The organism is Flavobacterium galactosidilyticum, assembly GCF_020911945.1.
Taxonomy (GTDB): Bacteria; Bacteroidota; Bacteroidia; order Flavobacteriales; family Flavobacteriaceae; genus Flavobacterium; species Flavobacterium galactosidilyticum.
Genome location: NZ_CP087135.1, coordinates 1,592,626 through 1,612,883 on the forward strand (window position 1 = coordinate 1,592,626; position 20,258 = coordinate 1,612,883).

At 33.8% G+C, this 20,258-nt stretch carries 18 protein-coding genes; 8 read left to right on the forward strand and 10 right to left on the reverse strand.

Translation table 11 applies throughout. The features are described 5' to 3' along the window. The first annotated feature begins 26 nt into the window (after nt 1–26). Together LNP27_RS06945 and LNP27_RS06950 are read left to right on the forward strand one after the other, a co-directional pair. Nucleotides 27–983 carry a GSCFA domain-containing protein gene (locus tag LNP27_RS06945; RefSeq protein ID WP_229943872.1) on the forward strand — a complete coding sequence of 319 codons (957 nt, stop codon included), beginning with the start codon at nt 27–29 and terminating at the stop codon, nt 981–983. Nucleotides 984–985: 2 nt separating this feature from the next. Beyond that, nucleotides 986–1,606, forward strand: coding sequence for a DUF4230 domain-containing protein (locus LNP27_RS06950; RefSeq protein WP_229943873.1), 621 nt, complete (start codon nt 986–988; stop codon nt 1,604–1,606). 119 nt (nt 1,607–1,725) lie between these two features. Here LNP27_RS06950 and LNP27_RS06955 read toward each other — a convergent pair whose 3' ends face one another. From LNP27_RS06955 to LNP27_RS06985, 7 genes are all read right to left on the reverse strand, one after another. Next, a complete protein-coding gene (locus LNP27_RS06955) occupies nt 1,726–3,465 on the reverse strand; it encodes an aromatic amino acid hydroxylase (RefSeq protein ID WP_229943874.1) in 1,740 nt (579 codons plus the stop codon). 275 nt (nt 3,466–3,740) lie between these two features. Next, nucleotides 3,741–4,874, reverse strand: a complete 1,134-nt coding sequence (locus tag LNP27_RS06960; RefSeq protein WP_229943875.1) for an esterase-like activity of phytase family protein — start codon at nt 4,872–4,874, stop codon at nt 3,741–3,743. Between the two features lie 28 nt (nt 4,875–4,902). After that, complete coding sequence (locus LNP27_RS06965) at nt 4,903–5,301, reverse strand: group III truncated hemoglobin (protein ID WP_229943876.1); 399 nt, start codon at nt 5,299–5,301, stop codon at nt 4,903–4,905. Between the two features lie 61 nt (nt 5,302–5,362). Next, complete coding sequence (gene ilvA / locus LNP27_RS06970; protein WP_229943877.1) at nt 5,363–6,607, reverse strand: threonine ammonia-lyase IlvA; 1,245 nt, start codon at nt 6,605–6,607, stop codon at nt 5,363–5,365. A gap of 216 nt (nt 6,608–6,823) precedes the next feature. Next, the gene (locus LNP27_RS06975; RefSeq protein ID WP_229943878.1) at nt 6,824–7,366 is read right to left on the reverse strand and encodes a DUF4136 domain-containing protein; all 543 of its coding nucleotides are present in this window, start codon (nt 7,364–7,366) and stop codon (nt 6,824–6,826) included. A gap of 38 nt (nt 7,367–7,404) precedes the next feature. Beyond that, the gene (gene hutU, locus LNP27_RS06980; protein WP_229943879.1) at nt 7,405–9,387 is read right to left on the reverse strand and encodes a urocanate hydratase; all 1,983 of its coding nucleotides are present in this window, start codon (nt 9,385–9,387) and stop codon (nt 7,405–7,407) included. A 125-nt stretch (nt 9,388–9,512) separates the two neighbouring features. Continuing rightward, nucleotides 9,513–9,689 carry a C1orf53 family protein gene (locus LNP27_RS06985; protein ID WP_229943880.1) on the reverse strand — a complete coding sequence of 59 codons (177 nt, stop codon included), beginning with the start codon at nt 9,687–9,689 and terminating at the stop codon, nt 9,513–9,515. A 123-nt stretch (nt 9,690–9,812) separates the two neighbouring features. On the opposite strand from LNP27_RS06985, the gene LNP27_RS06990 reads away from it, so the two are divergent. The 4 genes from LNP27_RS06990 to hemL all read left to right on the forward strand — a co-directional run bounded on the left by LNP27_RS06990 (nt 9,813) and on the right by hemL (nt 13,336). Then, a complete protein-coding gene (locus tag LNP27_RS06990) occupies nt 9,813–10,151 on the forward strand; it encodes a hypothetical protein (RefSeq protein WP_229943881.1) in 339 nt (112 codons plus the stop codon). A gap of 66 nt (nt 10,152–10,217) precedes the next feature. Then, the gene (locus LNP27_RS06995; RefSeq protein ID WP_229943882.1) at nt 10,218–11,123 is read left to right on the forward strand and encodes a 1-aminocyclopropane-1-carboxylate deaminase/D-cysteine desulfhydrase; all 906 of its coding nucleotides are present in this window, start codon (nt 10,218–10,220) and stop codon (nt 11,121–11,123) included. Continuing rightward, a complete protein-coding gene (locus tag LNP27_RS07000; RefSeq protein WP_229943883.1) occupies nt 11,116–12,018 on the forward strand; it encodes a glucosaminidase domain-containing protein in 903 nt (300 codons plus the stop codon). The genes LNP27_RS06995 and LNP27_RS07000 overlap by 8 nt, the downstream gene beginning before the upstream one ends. 31 nt (nt 12,019–12,049) lie before the next feature. After that, a complete protein-coding gene (gene hemL, locus LNP27_RS07005) occupies nt 12,050–13,336 on the forward strand; it encodes a glutamate-1-semialdehyde 2,1-aminomutase (RefSeq protein ID WP_229943884.1) in 1,287 nt (428 codons plus the stop codon). A 55-nt stretch (nt 13,337–13,391) separates the two neighbouring features. On the opposite strand, the gene LNP27_RS07010 is transcribed toward hemL, so the two are convergent. After that, nucleotides 13,392–13,826: a DUF4890 domain-containing protein gene (locus LNP27_RS07010; protein WP_229943885.1), complete on the reverse strand. Its 435-nt coding sequence runs from the start codon at nt 13,824–13,826 to the stop codon at nt 13,392–13,394. A 147-nt stretch (nt 13,827–13,973) separates the two neighbouring features. Further along, complete coding sequence (locus tag LNP27_RS07015) at nt 13,974–15,206, reverse strand: hypothetical protein (protein WP_229943886.1); 1,233 nt, start codon at nt 15,204–15,206, stop codon at nt 13,974–13,976. 248 nt (nt 15,207–15,454) lie between these two features. Between LNP27_RS07015 and LNP27_RS07020 the strand changes: the two genes are divergently transcribed. Next, entirely contained in the window at nt 15,455–17,269 is a 1,815-nt protein-coding gene (locus LNP27_RS07020) for a hypothetical protein (RefSeq protein ID WP_229943887.1), read from the forward strand. A gap of 234 nt (nt 17,270–17,503) precedes the next feature. Here LNP27_RS07020 and lysS read toward each other — a convergent pair whose 3' ends face one another. Continuing rightward, nucleotides 17,504–19,201 (reverse strand): lysine--tRNA ligase, encoded by a 1,698-nt coding sequence (lysS, locus tag LNP27_RS07025; protein WP_229943888.1) that lies wholly within the window; start codon nt 19,199–19,201, stop codon nt 17,504–17,506. Between the two features lie 255 nt (nt 19,202–19,456). Between lysS and LNP27_RS07030 the strand changes: the two genes are divergently transcribed. After that, nucleotides 19,457–20,188 (forward strand): hypothetical protein, encoded by a 732-nt coding sequence (locus LNP27_RS07030; RefSeq protein WP_229943889.1) that lies wholly within the window; start codon nt 19,457–19,459, stop codon nt 20,186–20,188. The last annotated feature ends 70 nt before the right edge of the window (nt 20,189–20,258 follow it).

Here is a 20,258-nt window from a genome sequence, read left to right on the forward strand (position 1 = left end):
TCAAATTTGCAGTAAACAATATTACCATGCAGTTCAGAACCCAAATTCCTATTAATAAAAGTTATATTCCTATTGATTACAATTCTATGATTGTTTCTCTTGGTTCTTGTTTTGCGGTTAATATGGCAGAGAAACTGGACTATTATAAATTTAAGAATCTATGTAACCCGTTTGGGATTTTATTTCATCCCTTAGCTATTGAGAAGCTTGTTGATTTTGCAGTTTCTGAAAAGCAATTTACGGAAAAGGATATCTTTTTTCATAATGAACTTTGGCATTGTTTTGATGTGCATTCGGATTTAAGCAATCCTGATAAAGAGGAATTATTAGTTTCATTAAATACGATCGTCCAATCCACTAAAGTAGTATTAAAGCAAGCTTCGCATATCCTAATTACTTATGGAACTGCTTGGGTCTATAGAAATATAGAAAGTGCAACTATTGTAGCTAATTGTCATAAAGTACCTCAAAAGCAATTTGAAAAATCAATTTTATCACCGGATAATATTCAAAAATCTATTGAGAATACTATCCAATTAATTGAAAGTATAAACTCAAAGTGTACTATTATTTTTACGATATCTCCAGTGCGCCATATCAAAGATGGTTTTTTCGAAAATCAATGGAGTAAAGCAAATTTAATTTCGGCAATTCATCAAGTTTTAATAGCTAAACACTTTATACTAAATACTACTTATTTTCCTAGCTACGAAATCATGATGGATGAACTACGTGATTATCGTTTTTATGGCGAAGATATGTTGCATCCCAATCAAGTAGCTATTGATTATATTTGGAAACGTTTCAAAGAAACTTCAGTTTGCGATATTGTTTTTGGAACAATGGATGAGGTAGAAAATATTCGGAAAGGTTTGTTTCATAGACCATTTAATCCAAAATCGGAAAGTCATTTGAAATTCCTTGCTAAATTGAATGAAAAAATAACTAAATTGGAGACGCAATATCCATTCATGAAATTTTAATTATGTTAAAAAGATTTTTTATTTTTATTGGAGTTATAATCACAGTTGTCCTACTCTTTAAATATTGTGAATTCAAGAAATCAGATGATTCCACAACTATTGATGGTGCTGGTTTAATACAACAGCAAATTCTAAATGTAGGAAAGCTAATTGTTACCGAAGGACATTTCTCAGAAGTGATTACGTATAAAAACCAAGAGAAGTATTTGTTAAACATGCTTTCTTTTGAGAAAAAAGCATTAGTTGTTGTAAATGCTGATGTAACCGTTGCGTATGATTTGCATAAAATGAAATACGATATCGATGAAAAAAACAAAACCATTACGATTGTTTTTATTCCGAAAGAAGAAATAAAAATTAATCCCGATATCAAATTTTATGATGTAGAGCAAAGTAAATTGAATCCGTTTACTGGTGATGATTACAATAAAATAAATAAGTCAGTTAAAGCTAATTTAGCTAAAAAAATAGAAAGTTCAACTTTGAAAACTAATGCTCAAAATAGATTAATTAGCGAATTATCCAAACTGTTAATTACTACTAGCAATCTGGGTTGGACTTTGAAATACGAAGGCAAAGTGATTGAGAGCGAGAAAGAATTTGGACAACAAATCAAATTATAATTACGAAGAAAACCACAGATTGGCAAGTTCTAGATAATTCTAATAATTTGCGAATCTGCGGTTTATTCTAAATAGAATTAATTTCTTTAAATTAATCTGTGAAAATCTTTGCTAGATTTTTAAATTAAATTCAGTCCACCCGTAATTAAGTGCGCTACTTCTGATCGTCTTTGCTTTAAACTTTCAAGATAATTCATCACTTCTTTTAGAAGTTGTGGTTCGTTTCTATCTTTTAATAATTCCACAATCTCAACAGACAATAACCAATCATTAGGATGCTCTTCTTTCAGTTTTTTTAAAATTGGAGCTAAAGAAGTGTTGATGTCTTTTGATTCTCTAATCATTCGTACCGTTTGATAAAGTACCTCTAAATCATCACGTTCTGCGGTATGCTTTGCTTTGATAGTTTTGCTTGAAGGAATATGTGAAATCAAATCAAAACTATTTGCATCAGCAGGACCTGAAAAAGCGGATACTACTTTTTTACCAACTGCCATGTCGTAAATTCCCCATTCAGGTTGAAATAAAATAGTTTCACCATGCGTCACAGTACAATTTTTAAAACTGATTAAAATAATTTGGCCATGCAGATTTCTCGAGCCAGTAATGATTTCTCCTTTTACTGTAATATCACCTTCAAAATCTAATATCACCGTTTTATTTTCGGTAATAGAATAGGCGCTTAGATCTCTTGGACTCATGTCTTCAATAGCAAGATTGATACCTTTTAGTTTCCCAATAGGGCTTCCAAAACCTTCTAAATGCTTGATGGTTCCGTGTCCTACTAATTCTTTTTCTCTATACGATAATGCAGTTTTACCCGTAGTTTGAATATATACAGGCTTGCCTTCAGCTTCAATCACATTAGTGAAAATACCCGAAATTTGAATTCCTGTACTCAGTTCAATTGTTCCTAAAGCATTTGATTGTATCAATTTATTTATTCCCGATAAGCCTCCTGTGCGCAATGCCATTTTATTAGCAAACTCCTCAAGGATTAAACTTAAATATGCAAAATCTGGAGTTACATACAGTTGAGGTTGCAATTGTGTAATATCAAAACCCTTATTCGCTGCTGATATATCATAAGAGATTTTCTTTACTTTATCCGTCATGCAATGTGCACTTTCACCAATTGACGAAAGTAAACCAGCGCCAAATATTTTTGGATTTTCAACAGTTCCAATTAAGCCATATTCAACGGTCCACCAATGTAAGTTTCTAATTTGCGCCATTTCAGACAATTCGCCCATATTATTCTGTAAATCTTCCACTGCTTTTTCGGCAGCGTTAATATCGGCTTGTGGAGTTCCTTCTGCCTCTTTCAAAATAGAAAGGAGTCGGATCGCTTCATACATTTCGTAATCTTTGTGCGAGGAAATGGCTTTACAACCTATTTCTCCAAAACGACGCAGGTATTCCGCATATTCCGGATTGGCAATTATAGGGGCGTGACCAGCACCTTCGTGAATAATATCTGGTGCAGGCGTGTATTCTATATGTTCAAGTTGACGAATGTCCGAAGCAATAACTAGTACGTTATAAGCTTGAAACTCCATGAAAGCATTCGGCGGAATAAATCCATCAACAGCAACAGCTGCCCAACCAATTTCAGTAAGAATTCGGTTCATCCCATACATACTAGGAATATTGTCTACCTCAATTCCTGTTTTTTTAAGTCCTTCTAGATAGGAGCTGTGTGCTACTTTTGACAAGTAATTCACATTTTTGCGCATTACATAACGCCACACCGCTTGGTTTATGGGTGTGTAATCCCTATAATCTTGAGGCTTAATAAATTGTCGTAAGTGCTTTGGCAATCGGTCTAATAACGGATTGCTTTCTATAGTTGTGCTCATCTCGAAAACGTTGTAGTTTTGGTCAAAAGTACAACTTTAAGGAGCTATTTCCAGCTATTCGTTATAAGATTTCGCAAAAAAATAACATTTTTGTAAGCCCTATAAAGAGCTTCTTACAGTCGCTTTTTTAGGGCAACAAAAATTGTTTTTTTTGCAAAATGCTTTCCACTGCTATCCGGGCTAGGAGAATTGAGTATTTGCTTTTAGTAAATAATGTATTGCAGATTCTAGTTGAAAAGGATAATTCAATTACAAAAATATATAAATCCGGATTCCTATTCTTCTACTTCAAAAAGTAACACTTGTGTTTTTTGAATTGCTGAAAAATTATTATCAGAAACAAAAATTAAGGAACGATTTCCGTTGGCTAATTTTGGACCAAAAGTCAATCCCTCAATATTATCCGTAAAAATGCCTAAATCATCCATGTTAAGTATCAATTTCTTAGAGGCTAATTCTATTTTTTGATTCAGTAAAGATCCGTAATCTTTTACATTAGTCGCTTTTTTAAAATCACATAAAAACACTTTTATAGTACAGGCTTGCGTTCCTGTAGAATAGGAGCGCTCCAGTACGAGCAGTTGATTTTTGCTATAATACTGAATTGCCGCAACTCCATTTACTGAAAAAGCACCTTTAGGTTTCGGTTCATGTGCAACAGCATCTAATCGATACCCGTATTGCGCTGTATTTTCTTTTGTTTTTACATTAAATTGATACAGCCTAATTAGACCACCTTTGCTTGTAGTCGCTTGATCTCCGTCTTCAAATAGTGGTTCCTCTAGGCTAGTATATAAAGTTTTATAATTTTTGTCAAAAGTAATTCCTTCAAGAGTTCCATTATTTCTAGGTCCTTTTTTTTCTTTCTGGATTTCTAGATTGGATGGTAGTTTTAATTGAGATTTAAAATTTCCTTTTAAATCCATAAAAGTAATCGAAGGGTTTTGTAAAATGGTCTTTTCAGCTGTTAGTACTCGAGCACCTTCGCTACTCCAAATCAATGAATTTGTTTTAGGGTTGTATCGAATGTCTTCTGGATCTGCAGAAGTTTCAGGTGTGGTCAGCCAACTACCAAAAGTTTTACCTTCTTCGTTTTTTAACGTATTGGTGTCTTGAAAATTGATCACTTGTAGTCTGTCGTTATTTAAGAGAATCTTTGCAGTGTAAAATCGGGAAAGATTTTCTTGTGATCTCTCATCGCAAATGATATAATAAAGATCATTTTTTTTATCGTAATCAATTCCAGAAAGTCCTCCAATTTTAGTGTTTTTGAAATCTTGATTGAATGGTATTTCAATTGAATTGATGAATTTTAATTGCGGAGTTGAATTGTTTTGACTTACTTGTTTTAAATTTGAACAAGAAATAAAAATAGTGATAGAGAAAAAACCAATAAGAAGTTTACGCATGGCAATTGTTCTTTTTTAGAAGTAATACTTAGTGATGTGGATTGTTTTTTGCTGCATTACGGAAATAATCAATTTTATAATTGAACATTTCCGCCATATTTCTAGCGCGTAATTTTGCTTCATCCGCAATTGGGCCTAGAAATAGACTATCGGTAATTGCTGTGAAGATTTCCATCCAACGGTCAAAATGTTCTTTTTCAACAGGCAGTTGTTTGTGAGGAGGAAATGGACTGCCAGAATACGAGTGGACTTCTAGTAGAATAGTTTGCCAAAAACGATACATTTTTTCTAAATGTTCTGGCCAGCGATTGCCAATTTTTTCGTTAAAAATTGGACCAATAAATTCATCTTTCTGTATGGTAGAGTAGAAGGTATCAACCAATAATTTGATGTCTTCTAAGTTTTTTATGTCGGTAAGTGTTGTCATGTTTGGGTTTAAAAAAAAGCCTACGCAAAGGTAGGCCATTATTAGGGAAAGGGAAATTGTTTTATCCAATTAATTGGTTAAACAAATCCTGTCTCTCGTTGAGGTATTTATATTCGAATCCTTTAGTTGTCATTTTAGTTTTGATTGCTATTACGTCGTTTTTGTTCTTTAATTCTAATCCTACGATTGCTGGACCTACTTCTCTACTGTTCTTTTTGGTAAACTGAAAATAAGTAATGTCGTCTTCTGGTCCCAGTATGTCATTTACAAATTCCTTCAAAGCGCCTGGACGTTGCGGAAACTGTATCATAAAATAGTGCATCAATCCTTCGTACAATAAAGAACGCTCTTTTATTTCGGCAGTTCTTTCGATATCATTGTTGCTACCGCTTACGATGCAAACTACGTTTTTACCTTTTATTTTATCTTTGTAAAAGTCCAAAGCGGCAATAGATAACGCACCAGCTGGTTCAACTACCATAGCTTCCTCGTTGTATAATCGCAATATTGTCGTGCATACTTTTCCTTCAGGAACTAAAATAATGTCGTCGAGGTTATCTTTGCATATTTCAAATGTGATGTTTCCTACTTGTTTTACAGCAGCGCCATCAACAAATTTGTCAATAGTTTCTAAAGCTGTATTAATTCCGTTAGCGATAGAGGTTTTCATTGATGGTGCTCCTTCAGGTTCAACTCCTATAATTTTAGTGTTTGGGCTCAGCTCTTTAAAAACCTCTGATAATCCTGCTGCTAATCCGCCACCGCCAATCGCTACAAAAACATAATCAATAGGTTCTTTATATGATTCAAGGATTTCTAAACCTACTGTTCCTTGTCCTGCAATTACTTTTACATCATCAAAAGGATGAACGAATATGATGTTGTTTTTTGCAGCGTCTTCAGCTGCTTTTGCGTAAGCATCATCAAATGTATCTCCTACTAAGGCAATTTCTACAAAGGATTTTCCAAATAATTGTACTTGTTTTACTTTTTGCTTAGGCGTAGTTTTTGGCATGTAAATTTTGCCCTTTATCTTCAGTAAATTACAAGAGTAAGCAACTCCCTGGGCGTGATTTCCAGCACTTGCACAAATCACTCCTTGGTTTCTTTCTTCGTTGGTTAAAGTGCTCATTTTGTTGTATGCACCTCTTATTTTATAGGAACGAACGACTTGCAGGTCTTCTCTTTTTAATAAAATATTCGAATCAAATTCTTCTGAAAGATTTAGACTTTGTATTAATGGAGTGGGTGATACAACTCCGTTCAGTTGTTTTTTAGCGGCGATTACTTGTTGGAATATCTTCATAATTAATTTTTTAGAAGCTTTGATTTTGGTCAAAAAAAAACCTCCCGTAATAGGAGGTTTGATAAATGTATTTGTTTTACTAATTTATATAACACTCCGTTATTATTGTTGAATAATAATGATAATAATAAGGATAATGGTGTTAAATAAATTTGGCATTCTCTTTTGTTTGAATGACAAATGTATAGATAATTTGATTAATTCGACTAAAAAATATTATTTTTTTACGTTTGACGGAGGGAATTGCTCTAAAATTTTAGTCACAAACTCATTGATAACTTTTTCTTTTTCATTGCGATTATTTGTTAAATAACCCACGCCTTCACCTTGCCAAACTAATTCTTTTTTCTTAGCATCAATCAAATCGATGTATAAAGTTCCTTCAGTTGAAGAAGTTACGGAAGTGCTGCGACCACCCCATAAATAAGGATTCCAGCCATAGCCCCAACCATAACCAAATCCAGCATTATATTGGTTTACATCAATGCGTTCTCTTTCTTTAGTAAAAATGTTGATTAGTAAATCTGGGTTTTCACTTTTAGTCATTCCTTTTTTGCTTAGTTCCGCATCAACAGCATAGAGGATTCTTTTCTTATCTAATTCAGAAATTTCGATTTTATCAATTCCTTTTTTGTGAAAAGCATACGTTTTGTATTGACTAAAATCTACTTTGTTATCATAATCAGAATATACTTTTACAGAGCTGCAAGAAGCAAATACTAAAAGAAGGAATACGGGAAGGAGTTTTATTGCTTTCATAATATATTTATTTGGTTATTAAAGTTACATTCAAAATTCTAGAAATCCAATAAGTCATCAGCTACAATAGTAGGGAGGGTCACTTTTAATAAAGGTTGCGTCTCCATAGCTCTTTTTATTGCGAAAATTGCTCCGTCATTCCTTGCCCAACTTCTTCTTGAAATCCCATTATTGACATCCCAGAAAAGCATTGATGCTAAGCGCTTTGAAGCTTCTTTAGAACCATCAAGAACCATACCAAATCCTCCATTAATTACCTCGCCCCAGCCAACGCCTCCACCATTATGAATGGATACCCAAGTAGCGCCACGAAAACTGTCTCCAATTACGTTTTGTATGGCCATGTCAGCAGTGAAACGAGATCCATCATAAATGTTTGAAGTTTCTCTGTATGGTGAATCGGTTCCAGAAACATCGTGGTGATCTCTGCCTAAAACTACGGTTCCTATTTCGCCTTTGGCAATAGCCTGATTAAAAGCTTCTGCAATTTTTACTCGACCTTCTGCATCAGCATAAAGTATTCTAGCTTGTGATCCAACGACCAATTTGTTTTCCTGCGCACCTTTTATCCATTGGATATTATCTTGCATCTGTTGCTGGATTTCAAGTGGAGCAGTTTTTGCCATTTCTTCTAAAACTTGACAGGCGATAGTATCTGTTTTTGCTAAATCTTGAGGTTTTCCCGAAGCACAAACCCATCGGAACGGACCAAAACCATAATCAAAACACATAGGTCCCATAATGTCTTGTACGTAACTTGGATACTTGAAATCAATTCCATTTTCTGCCATTACATCAGCACCTGCACGTGAAGATTCTAATAAAAAAGCATTTCCATAATCAAAAAAATAAGTTCCTTTCGCAGTGTGTTTGTTGATTGCAGCTGTATGTTTGCGCAATGTTTCTTGGACTTTTTCCTTGAATAAATCGGGATTGTTGGCCATCATTTCATTAGCTTCTTCAAATGAAATACCAATAGGGTAATAACCTCCTGCCCATGGATTGTGAAGTGATGTTTGGTCACTTCCTAAATCAATATGTATGTTTTCTTGATCAAATTTTTCCCAAATATCGACAACGTTTCCTAAATAAGCGATAGACACTGTTTCTTGATTGGCTTTCGCCAAAGCGACTCTTTTTACTAATTCGTCAATGTTTTCAATGACTTCATTTATCCATCCTTGACTGTGACGAATATGAGTTATTTTTGCATTGACTTCTGCACAAACCGTAATGCAACCCGCGATATTACCCGCTTTTGGTTGTGCGCCGCTCATGCCTCCCAATCCTGAAGTTACAAATAAACCTCCTTTTGGTGTTTTTTTAATCTTTCTAAATCCGTTTAAAACAGTTATGGTTGTACCGTGAACAATTCCTTGTGGACCAATGTACATGTAACTTCCTGCTGTCATTTGTCCGTATTGAGAAACGCCTAAAGCATTCATTTTTTCCCAGTCATCCGGTTTAGAGTAATTTGGAATTACCATTCCGTTAGTTACCACAACTCTTGGTGCTTCCTTATGAGAAGGGAATAATCCCATAGGATGTCCGGAATACATGGTCAATGTTTGCTCATCTGTCATTTCAGCTAAGTATTGCATGGTCAATAAATATTGTGCCCAGTTTTGGAAAACGGCTCCATTACCACCATAAGTAATCAATTCATGAGGATGTTGCGCCACAGCATAATCCAGATTGTTTTGAATCATTAACATGATCGCTTTTGCCTGTTCTGCCTTTCCTGGATATTCATCAATAGGTCGCGCTCGCATTTCGTAATCAGGACGTAAACGGTACATGTAAATACGACCGTAAGTTTCTAATTCGTTCAGAAATTCTTTCATTAATTCAGCATGATGTTTTGAGTCAAAATAACGCAAGGCATTGCGAAGTGCTAGTTTTTTCTCGTCAGCTGAAAGGATTTCTTTGCGCTTGGGAGCATGATTGATGGCCGTGTCGTATGGTTTAGGTTGTGGTAAAACCGATGGAATTCCTTGTTGTATTTGTTCTTTGAAAGTCATTTTTTTCTGTGCTATTTGTTTGCATAAGGGATTGAACAATTGTTTGAGCGCTATTTTGTGTTGCGTAGCGGAACAGAAAAAACGAGTGTGAAAGCCCATTTTGCTGCGGCAAACACGCCCAAAACCTACTTATTGATACTGCCCGTTTTTTTATTAAAACCGTACGGACAATGGCGGCATCCGTTTTTGCAGCAATATCCTCTTTTTAAATGGTGTTTTTCGGTAAAGCATTTGTAGCCTTCGGGCGTGAAATAAAAATCTTCGCCCTCTGTTAGTTTATTTTCACTACTTTGGTCATTCATGTTTGAGGTTGTTGTATTGTGTAATTATTTCGCTTTATAAAATATTATAAGCCAATTTCAAGAATTAAGTTTTTCATCAAATAAAGCCAATTTGTTCATACAAATTTATAAATTTTATAGCTAATGTTTCTGATTGTTGCTAAATATTTAATTCCGAAGGGATTTAGTGGATTAACCGTATTTCCGTTTGTATTTGTAAAGCATTCGATCGATAAAGCGAACTCTTTTTTTATAAATCACGAAAAAATTCACTTGCGCCAACAATTGGAACTTTTAATTTTTCCTTTTTTTATTTGGTACGCAATAGAATATGTTTTTCGTTTGTTCCAATATAAAAACGCCTTTTTAGCCTATAAAAATATTTGTTTTGAACGTGAAGCTTACGATAATGAATCCAATTTAAAATACTTAAAAACTCGTAAATTTTTCAAATTCATAGATTATTTGACGGTAAAAGTCTAATAAAATAATACACAAGTGACAAAGATTGTGCTTTAGTTGTTTATAAATTTTACCTTTGCCAAAATAATGATTAGCTTGAATCAACATATAAATTTAGAATTACCAAACGGTATTTCGCTGTACATCAAAAGAGAAGATTTGATTCATCCTTTTGTTTCTGGAAATAAGTTTAGGAAGCTTAAATACAATTTGCTTGAAGCAAAAACACAGAATAAAGATACATTATTAACTTTTGGAGGTGCTTTTTCAAATCATATTGCCGCAGTGGCATATGCTGGAAAAGACAAGGGATTTAAAACGATAGGAATTATTCGTGGGGATGAATTGAGAGATAAAATCTCAGAAAATCCAACCTTGCAATTTGCTGAAAACTGCGGAATGCAATTCGAATTTGTAAGTAGAGAGGAGTATCGACTAAAAGGTGAAAATCATTTTTTAGAGAAACTAAAAATGAAATTTGGTGATTTTTATCTTATTCCAGAAGGTGGAACAAATGAATTAGCAATAAAAGGTTGTGAAGAAATTCTAACTGAGAATGATGCTGATTTTGACTTTATTTGTTGTGCTATAGGAACTGGTGGAACCATATCAGGTATTATCAATAGTGTTTTGGATCATCAAAAAGTTTTAGGTTTTCCATCGCTAAAAGGTGATTTTTTGCAAGATGAAATTCGTAATTTTGTAGAAAATCAAAATTGGGAATTCATTACAGACTATCATTTTGGCGGTTACGGGAAAGTAAGTGAAGAGCTAATTGCATTTATTAATCAGTTTTATGCTGAAACTAAAATTCCTCTTGATCCTATTTATACAGGAAAGATGGTTTTTGGCGTTATAGATTTGATTAGTGAGAACTATTTTCCGGCAAACTCTAAAATTTTATTGATACATACTGGAGGAATCCAGGGAATTCAAGGAATGAATATTAAATTAAAAAAGAAACAATTACCAACAATAGCAATTCATGTGTAAAAAAATCCTACTTATTTTTGTCCTACTTACACTCATAGGTTGTAATGCTTCAAAACCAGTTATTGTAACTACAAAAAAAGCACCTTCAAAACCAAAATCTGAAATCGTCAGAAGTTCTAAAAAGAATAGTACAAGAAATTCCACCAGTACAAGATCGAGTACTTCAAGCTTAGCTAAAAAGAACAATGAATCCGAAGTGATTGTTTCCACCTCAAAGACTACCGTAACTACTGATATTATTAGATTGTATATTTATCAATTCAAGGATGTTGCCATGAGCAATATGAAGAATTATGGTATTCCCGCTAGTATTATTTTAGCGCAGGGAATTTTAGAATCAGGTGCTGGAAAAGGCGATTTAGCGTCAAGATCAAATAATCACTTTGGAATAAAATGTCACGCAGGTTGGACTGGCGAAAGTGTGAGACACGATGATGATGCAGCGCAGGAATGTTTTAGAAAATATGATAATCCATCAGAATCTTTCAAAGATCACGCTTTGTTTCTTACGGGAAGAAGCCGATATGCTAAACTTTTCACACTTTCAAAAAGCGATTATAAAGCTTGGGCTCGCGGATTAAGAGCCGCAGGTTATGCTACTGATCCTAAATATCCAGATAAATTAATCTCGTATATTGAACGCTATGGTTTGAATGAGTATGATAATATGGCTTTAGATTCAAATTATGTTCCTAATGAAAAACAGCTTGTTCAGGATTTAACTGTAAGTACTAAAAGAGTTGTGAGTAGTAATTTAGGTTCTTATGTAGTTCAAAAGGGAGATACTTTATATTCCATTTCGCGAAAATTCGAATTGCGTGTGGAGGAGTTGAAACAAAAAAATAATCTAGTAGACAACACCATTTCAATTGGACAGCGATTGGTAGTAAAGTAATTTAAAATAACAATAATTTATAATTCAGTAGATGTTATATAAAAGAAGTAGTCAGCTTTTTGCTGAAGCAGAAAAAGTAATTCCAGGTGGTGTGAACTCACCAGTACGAGCATTTAAAGCCGTAGGAGGAACACCAATTTTTGTAAAAAGTGCCAAAGGTGCATATATGTACGATGAAGATGGAAACCGATTGATTGATTATATCAATTCATGGGGACCAATGATTTTAGGACATGCTTACGAACCGGTAGTTAATGCTGTAATTGAAAAAGCAAAACTAGGGACTTCATTTGGAATGCCAACAGAATTAGAGACTCAAATTGCTGCTTTGGCCGTTTCTATGGTACCCAATATAGATAAAATTAGATTTGTAAATTCCGGCACAGAGGCTTGTATGAGTGCTGTAAGGTTAGCTCGTGGTTTTACAAAAAAAGATAAAATAATCAAATTTGCAGGTTGTTACCACGGACATTCTGATTCGTTCTTGATTCAGGCAGGAAGTGGTGCTATTACTTTTGGTTCACCTAATAGTCCTGGTGTAACGGCAGGAACTGCTAAAGATACTTTGCTAGCAACTTATAATGATTTAGAAAATGTAGCGGCTTTAATTGAAGCTAATAAAAATGAAATCGCAGCTATTATTGTGGAACCAGTTGCAGGAAATATGGGTTGTATTCCTCCAAATAAAGGATTTTTAGAAGGTTTACGTCAATTATGTACTGACAATGGAATACTGTTAATCTTTGATGAGGTAATGACAGGGTTCAGATTAGCAGCTGGTGGTGTTCAGGAATTATTGAACATAGATGCTGATATTGTTTGCTTCGGAAAAGTAATTGGTGGTGGTTTGCCAGTAGGTGCTTTTGCAGCTCGTGCAGAAATCATGAATTATTTAGCGCCTCTTGGACCTGTTTATCAAGCAGGAACATTGTCTGGGAATCCATTGGCTATGGCTGCTGGATTAGCGATGTTACAAGCATTAGATGCTGATCGCGCGATTTTTAAAAGATTAGAAGAGAAAACAGCTTATTTACATGCAGGAATTGAAAAGGTTTTGAAAGCTAATAATGTTATTTTTACAATCAACAGAATTGGATCTATGATTTCTGTACATTTTGATGAAAATCCTGTGACTGATTTTAAATCAGCTTCAAAAGGAGATAACGAAAGTTTCAAGAAATTTTTTCACGGATTGTTGAATGAGGGGATTTATATTGCGCCATCTGCTTATGAAACTTGGTTTATTACTGATGCACTTTCGTATGAGGATTTAGATTTCACTATTCAAGCGATTGATAAAGTCTCTAAAACATTATAAGGCTGTCAAGAGTAAAAAAAAAGCTTCGAAAAATTTTCGAAGCTTTTTTTTATTTTTAATTGTCATTTCTGTTACCCATTCTTTCTTTCATTCGAGTTTCATTTCTCTCTCTCATTTTTTCCTGATCTGCTTTCCAAGTTCCGAATTGTGCTGGAGTTAGAATAACTTTCATTTTATCTTCCATGATTTTTCTGTCGTCTTGCATCTTTTTTACTGCTGCTTCACGTCTTGCTTTCATTTCTTCTTTAGAAAGCTCTTTTCTGTCCATTTGGTTTTGTCTATTAACCGTTTGAGAGGCTAATAGTTGTTTTACTTGTTCTTGTTGTTGCGCATTAAGCGTTAATTCAGTAGTTAGTCTCTTTAGTTGTCTTTCTTGGCGTTCTTCTGGAGTCATTCGTTCCATATTTGCTCTATTTGGTGTTTCTTTTTTTTCCTGAGCATAAGTGGTCATTCCTGCAACTAATAATGCTGCGATAATTAATTTTTTCATTTTTATAGTTTTAAAGTTATAGCTATAAGACAATGATTAAGTTAAAAAGTTTAATCATTAACAAAAAAATAATAAAAACAATAAAAAATGAATTGGACTAAATCACAATCAAAGTTGTTTAACTTCAAGTACTTGTTTTAAAATTTATTATAATGCAGGGTGGTTTTTAGTTTTTTTGATAGAGAAAAAGGTAATTAATCCAATGCCAAATAATAAGAGTAAGGCAACAGCAAAAAGAAGTTCATTAGTGTAAGGAAGACTTGGAAAGCCAAACGGAATTATGCCTTGAATTCCTAAAACGAGTTCGTTTAAAAAAATACCGATTGAAAATACTATTAAACCTATTTTTATGTTTTTGTTGATGCTAATGAAATGATTGGCATAAATGTAAAACAATAAAAATAACGAGTTTATTGCTAATAGAACTAAGTGTAGATACGCGATTACTATTGGTCTGTAAATAAATACTATTTCGCCCAAAGCTGGAATAGTAGAACTTAACTGAAGGATGAATTTTAAACTTAGCGCTAGGTAAGTAAAAACTAAAATGCCTTGTAACAATGGTCCGAAGTTTTTAAGAAACTCTTTTTGAGTTTTAATTAAAATAAGCAACAATTTAAACCATACATAAACTTGAATTAAAGCTGCTATAACCGCTAATATATATATCCAGCTAGGAATTTCTAGCCATAGTAATGATAAAAAATAAGCTGGAATACAGGCTATTGCAAACAATCTAAATGCTATTTCATAAAAAGGATTATCAGATTTTTTTAGTTTGAAAAATGAAAAAAGCAAACCCATACAAGCAAAGAAAAACCAACCGTTATACTGAAAATGAAGGTAATAGTAGATGGAAGATAGTTTTAAATGCTCCACGGCAGTTTTTGTAGCCATCATATAGGCAAGATAAAAAGTACCTAACGAAGAAATAGTATTAAAAATTAAGGCTGCTCTAAACCAATTTATTGCTGCTAAATCCTGATCCAATTTTTTTAGATCTTTTAGGTATAAATAACCGAAAGCATACGAAACTAGAATGGAAGCTGTTGAGAAAAAGATAGAAGCCATCGCATAGCCCTGAATTATAAAAAAGAAGAGCATCCCATAAGCGCAAATCAAATTAGCAATAATTATTTTTTTGTATTTATTCAGTTGCAAATTGGGAATTTTTTCTTGAAGAAAATAAATCATCAAAACCATTAAGGTGTGTGTAAGCCAACCTGCAAATGCAAAATGAGAATGAGAATGTATGAGATGCGATTGATCGAAAAATGGAAATTCAAAACCTAATTTATAACGCATGGTAACTCCAAGTAAAGCCACAATGAAAAGGTTTATTAAGGAGAATTGTAGCCAAAACTTTAGATTTAGTTTCATTGTAAAGGACATTTATTTAATATAAATTTAGTTTTTCTTGATGCTACGCGGAACTCTAATTTTAAAAATAATTGCTCCCAAAATACTGAGATGATGGACTCTCATTAATCTGAATTAAAAGCCAACCAATCACTAATTCAAAAAAGGAGCTAAGGTATTCTAGTAAAGGACAAAAAGGTATGATATTTATCAGTTTTTAAACGAATTTGTTTTTCGAATTTTGTCGTCTATATATTAAATTAATTTATATGACAACACGTAAACCACTTCATACCTTTCATATTCCGGTTATGGGACTTGCCTATACGATTGATAGTCCAATTCGAGTGGCAAAGTATGGCATATCTTCTGTAATTTCGATTATGGATGACGAACTTATCGAAAAAATGAACGCTTTTTACAGCGAAAAATTTAATCATCCTTACAAGGAAATTACCCAAAAAATACACGATTACCGTGCAGAGCGTATTACTTCGTATTTGAACTTAGTAGATAAAATTGTGAAAGAAAAATTTGAAAACTTCAAAACTGAATTGTCTGAAAGTAAATCGGCTTTGGAAAATTACATTACAATGCTTTCTGATAAATCAGGTATTAAAGAAGGATTGCAAAACTTCGTTGACGAAGGTTTAGCTTTCAAGGATAGTATCAAGAATTATTTAGAGGAGCATCTATATTCTGGTGATATTGATGTAAATATCATGACTAAACTGGATAAGGATAATTTTATAAATGACGAGCAATTGCCTATTGAGTTTAATGATGCGCATGCTGCACTTCGTGGTTTTGCTAACAGTACATTAGAATCTTCAGTAGTGCTTTCAGCAGGGATGAATCCTAGATTGTATAGTTATTTTGAAAACTTCGCAACCTTTTTTCCTGATACGAATAATCAACTAAAAAAGAGGATTACTTTAAAAGTTAGTGATTTTCGTTCAGCGATGATTCAAGGGAATTTTCTAGCTAAAAAAGGACTTTGGGTTTCAGAGTATCGTATTGAATCTGGCCTTAATTGTGGTGGCCATGCTTTTGCAACTGAAGGTTATTTGCTAGGACCTATTTTAGAAGAATTCAGGGACAAAAAAGAGCAATTAATTCAATCAGCTCATGAATTGATGGTGAAAGCTTTGGTACAAAAAGGCCTGCATGTTCCAGATCAACCACTGGATTTAAAAATCACTGTGCAAGGAGGTGTAGGAACTGCTGAAGAGCACGATTTCCTATTAGAAAAGTATAATGTTGATTCTGTGGGTTGGGGTTCGCCATTTTTATTAGTTCCCGAAGCTACTTCAGTAGATAAACACACTAGAGCTTTATTGGCTGGAGCCAAAGAAGAAGATTTGTATCTAAGTCATATTTCTCCATTAGGAATTCCATTCAACACCTTAAGAGGAACTACGAACGAAAAATTCAAGCAAAAACGAATCGAAGATAATAAAGCAGGAAGTTCATGTCCAAAACGTTTTTTGGCGTTAAGCAAAGAATATGAGGCTAAAGGAACTTGTTCCGCTTCAAAAAAATTCCAAGATTTAAAATTATCCGAATTAGCAGAGCAACAAGAAACGCTATCAGCTGAGATTTTCGAAAAAAAGAAAAACGGTATTACGGAGAAAGCGTGCCTTTGCGTTGGTTTAGCAAATGCTTCGTATCTTGAAAATGACATAAAAATTAAAGGTCAAGCACAAGGAGTTATTATTTGTCCAGGACCCAATATGGCTTATTTTGATCATGAAGTTTCGCTTTCTAAGATGATGCAACATATTAACGGGAAAGCATCTGTATTAGGAGATGAGAACCGTCCAAATCTATATGTCAAAGAATTAAAGATGTATTTGGATTATTTGAAAAATGAAATTGAATCTGTTTCTAATGAAATTACTGCGGGACAAATTAAAAAATGGCATGCTTTCAAAAATAATTTGATTAGCGGAATTGGCTATTATGAAGACTTGTTTTCAAATAATACTTTTTTCGAAAAAACTAAAAAGGAAATTTTAAATCAGTTTGAAGCGTATAAAAAAGAATTAATCAAAATTGAAATACCAGAGCTACAATTAGCGTAGTAATGAATAGATCGTAATTGCTCACAATTTTTCTAAATGGATAGCATTCAAAATATGTAACAGTTTTTAAACCAGATTTTGAATTTACAAACGAAGTAAGTGACCTTTTTTGGTGATTTATGATGCTAAATTTGCAAAATTCAAGAAATTCTTTAGATATCCAAAAGATACAAATAAACAAGAGGCTGTCATTTACGGACAGCCTCTTGTTCTATAAATAGAGGTATTTAAAAATTACCCTTTCAATCGACATGATTTTACATCAGCATCAACTACAACTTCTGTCAGTCCAAGTCCTGATAAGTTTTTCATGGCTTTGTCCCATTTTTTACCGCTCAATTCTGATTTGGTTTTTAATAATCCAAATTCCATTTGGTTCTCATTAGCTTGTAATATAGAAACAATTAATTTCTCGTCTTCTTCAAGTTGAACTTGTTTTTTCTCAGGTCTCATTTGTGGGAACAACAATACTTCTTGAATCGAAGCATTATTTGTTAAATACATAATCAAACGGTCCATTCCTATTCCCATTCCTGATGTAGGAGGCATACCGTACTCTAAAGCTCTCAAGAAGTCTTCATCGATAATTCCAGTCGCTTCATCATCTCCTTTTTCAGCCAAACGCATTTGGTCTTCAAAACGTGCTCTTTGGTCAATTGGATCATTCAATTCTGAATAGGCATTGGCTACTTCTTTGCCACAAACCATCAATTCGAAACGTTCTGTCAATTCAGGATTGTCACGGTGCTCTTTACAAAGTGGCGACATTTCCTTTGGATAATCAGTGATGAAAGTAGGTTGAATATAATTTCCTTCGCATTTCGCACCAAAAATCTCATCAATCAATTTTCCTTTACCCATTGTAGTATCCACGTCAATTCCCATGCCTCTTGCAGCATCAAAAAGTTCTGCTTCACTTTTTCCTGAAATATCAAAACCAGTAAAATGTTTGATAGAATCTGTCATTGTCACACGAGCGTAGGGCGCCTTGAAATTAATTTGGTGTTCACCAAAAGTAACTTCCGAAGTTCCATTTACAGCAACAGCACAATATTCAAGTAGCTCTTCAGCAAATTCCATCATCCAGTTGTAGTCCTTATAGGCTACATATATCTCCATAGCAGTAAATTCAGGATTGTGCGTTCGGTCCATTCCCTCGTTACGGAAATTTTTGGAAAACTCATAAACCCCTTCAAAACCGCCTACAATTAATCTTTTTAAATACAACTCATTCGCAATACGCATATACAACGGAATGTCAAGCGAATTGTGGTGTGTGATAAACGGACGCGCCGCAGCACCACCAGGTATAGGTTGCAAAACAGGAGTTTCTACCTCCAGGTATCCAGCGTCGTTAAAGAATGTACGCATGGCATTGAACAATTTAGTACGCTTAATAAAAGTCGCTTTTACATGTTCATTAACCGTCAAATCTACATAACGCATTCTGTAACGCAATTCAGCATCATTAAATGCATCATGCACTTTTCCATCTTCATCTACCTTAGGCAATGGCAACGGACGCAATGTTTTACTCAAGAAAGTAAATTTATCCACACGAATACATTGTGCACCCACTTTAGTAGTAAATAATTCCCCTTCAATGCCTATAAAATCACCTAAATCAGTTAATTTCTTGAAAACTTGATTGTACATTGTTTTATCCTCTTCTGGACACAAAACATCCCGATTTACGTATAATTGAATACGTCCTTCGCTATCTTGCAATTCAGCAAAACAAGCTTTTCCTTGATCTCTCACACTCATCAATCGCCCAGCAACAATGACCTTCTTTCCTTCTTCAAAAGATTCCTTTATCTGCTTTGAAGTGTGATTTACAGGAAAAAGATTGGCAGGATAAGGATTGATTCCTAGGTTGCGTAGGGCTTGAAGTTTTTCTCTTCGGATGATTTCTTGTTCTGATAAGGCCATTTGATGCTGTTTTTTAAGAGCGCAAAGATACTGTATAAGTACCAAAGTAGCAAAATGCTAAAGTTTTTTTGGGGCTATTTCCAGCTTTACGGTGCAATCTTTTTATTCGCGTAGGCGAATAAAAAGATTTCTACTGCAAATGAAATTCACTGAACTCCAAAATAAATAAAGTATTGTGAAGTAATCTGGGTTATAAATCCCACAAAACACTTATATTCGTTTCTTATTCGTGATCTCTAAAAAAAAAACAAATAATTGAAAATAAAAAATTGTGTGCACCTGTTAATTCTTTTGCTAGTAGTTAGTTGCCAAGTAACGGAAACCTTACATATCAATGATGACGGCAGCGGCAAAATAGAAACGGCTTCCCTTCGCGATGAGCAAAGTTATATGCAGTTAGTGGGAGATAATTATGGCATTGAAGAAAAATTTGTTGATACAAGCTACGTTTTTAACGATTATATCACTCAGTATGCGGAGAATTTCTCCAGACTTCCATTAGCGGAAAAAGAAGTCTATAATAAATTCAAAGATGTGAATGTTCATATCAAAAAAAGCTCCTTCGACAAAGAATTCCGAACTACGATTTGGCAAGATTTCAAAAAAATAGAGGATGTTGTTGATCTTCAAAAAACCGAAAACTACGCGGATAATTTAAAACATAATTATGCACTATCCGCCGAAGAGCATTATTATGCCATTCGATACACCTTTGATGGAACTATTTTTAAGCGAGTAGTTGACATCACTGATCCAGTAGAATTAAAGAAACAGCACGACATTATTTCAGAAAGGAAAATACAATTTTCTAATTTTAAAATCACGCAATCGTACGTTTTAAACTATCATTTTCCGAGAAAAATAAAATCAGTTTCCAATCCAAATGCAAAAATCAACGAAGACAGAAAGTCTTTAATGCTACAATTTATTTTAACGGATTGTTTGCAAAGTCCCGAAATTACAGCTTTTGAAGTGGTATTGGAATAGAAAAATAGTAAAACCATATCAAAGCTTTTTTTTATCAAATATATTGTGTCTTTGAGACTTTGTGGCATAA

Excerpts from the sequence above, each read along its gene's own strand:
- hutU (WP_229943879.1), bottom strand. The coding sequence starts at position 9,387 with ATGACTTTCAAAGAACAAATACAACAAGGAATTCCATCGGTTTTACCA.
- ilvA (WP_229943877.1), bottom strand. The coding sequence starts at position 6,607 with ATGAAGATATTCCAACAAGTAATCGCCGCTAAAAAACAACTGAACGGA.
- LNP27_RS07020 (WP_229943887.1), top strand. The coding sequence starts at position 15,455 with ATGACAACACGTAAACCACTTCATACCTTTCATATTCCGGTTATGGGA.
- LNP27_RS07010 (WP_229943885.1), bottom strand. The coding sequence starts at position 13,826 with ATGAAAAAATTAATTATCGCAGCATTATTAGTTGCAGGAATGACCACT.
- LNP27_RS06945 (WP_229943872.1), top strand. The coding sequence starts at position 27 with ATGCAGTTCAGAACCCAAATTCCTATTAATAAAAGTTATATTCCTATT.
- LNP27_RS06975 (WP_229943878.1), bottom strand. The coding sequence starts at position 7,366 with ATGAAAGCAATAAAACTCCTTCCCGTATTCCTTCTTTTAGTATTTGCT.
- LNP27_RS06995 (WP_229943882.1), top strand. The coding sequence starts at position 10,218 with ATGATTAGCTTGAATCAACATATAAATTTAGAATTACCAAACGGTATT.
- hemL (WP_229943884.1), top strand. The coding sequence starts at position 12,050 with ATGTTATATAAAAGAAGTAGTCAGCTTTTTGCTGAAGCAGAAAAAGTA.
- LNP27_RS07015 (WP_229943886.1), bottom strand. The coding sequence starts at position 15,206 with ATGAAACTAAATCTAAAGTTTTGGCTACAATTCTCCTTAATAAACCTT.
- LNP27_RS06965 (WP_229943876.1), bottom strand. The coding sequence starts at position 5,301 with ATGACAACACTTACCGACATAAAAAACTTAGAAGACATCAAATTATTG.
- lysS (WP_229943888.1), bottom strand. The coding sequence starts at position 19,201 with ATGGCCTTATCAGAACAAGAAATCATCCGAAGAGAAAAACTTCAAGCC.
- LNP27_RS06990 (WP_229943881.1), top strand. The coding sequence starts at position 9,813 with ATGTTTCTGATTGTTGCTAAATATTTAATTCCGAAGGGATTTAGTGGA.
- LNP27_RS07000 (WP_229943883.1), top strand. The coding sequence starts at position 11,116 with ATGTGTAAAAAAATCCTACTTATTTTTGTCCTACTTACACTCATAGGT.
- LNP27_RS06950 (WP_229943873.1), top strand. The coding sequence starts at position 986 with ATGTTAAAAAGATTTTTTATTTTTATTGGAGTTATAATCACAGTTGTC.
- LNP27_RS06960 (WP_229943875.1), bottom strand. The coding sequence starts at position 4,874 with ATGCGTAAACTTCTTATTGGTTTTTTCTCTATCACTATTTTTATTTCT.
- LNP27_RS06985 (WP_229943880.1), bottom strand. The coding sequence starts at position 9,689 with ATGAATGACCAAAGTAGTGAAAATAAACTAACAGAGGGCGAAGATTTT.
- LNP27_RS06955 (WP_229943874.1), bottom strand. The coding sequence starts at position 3,465 with ATGAGCACAACTATAGAAAGCAATCCGTTATTAGACCGATTGCCAAAG.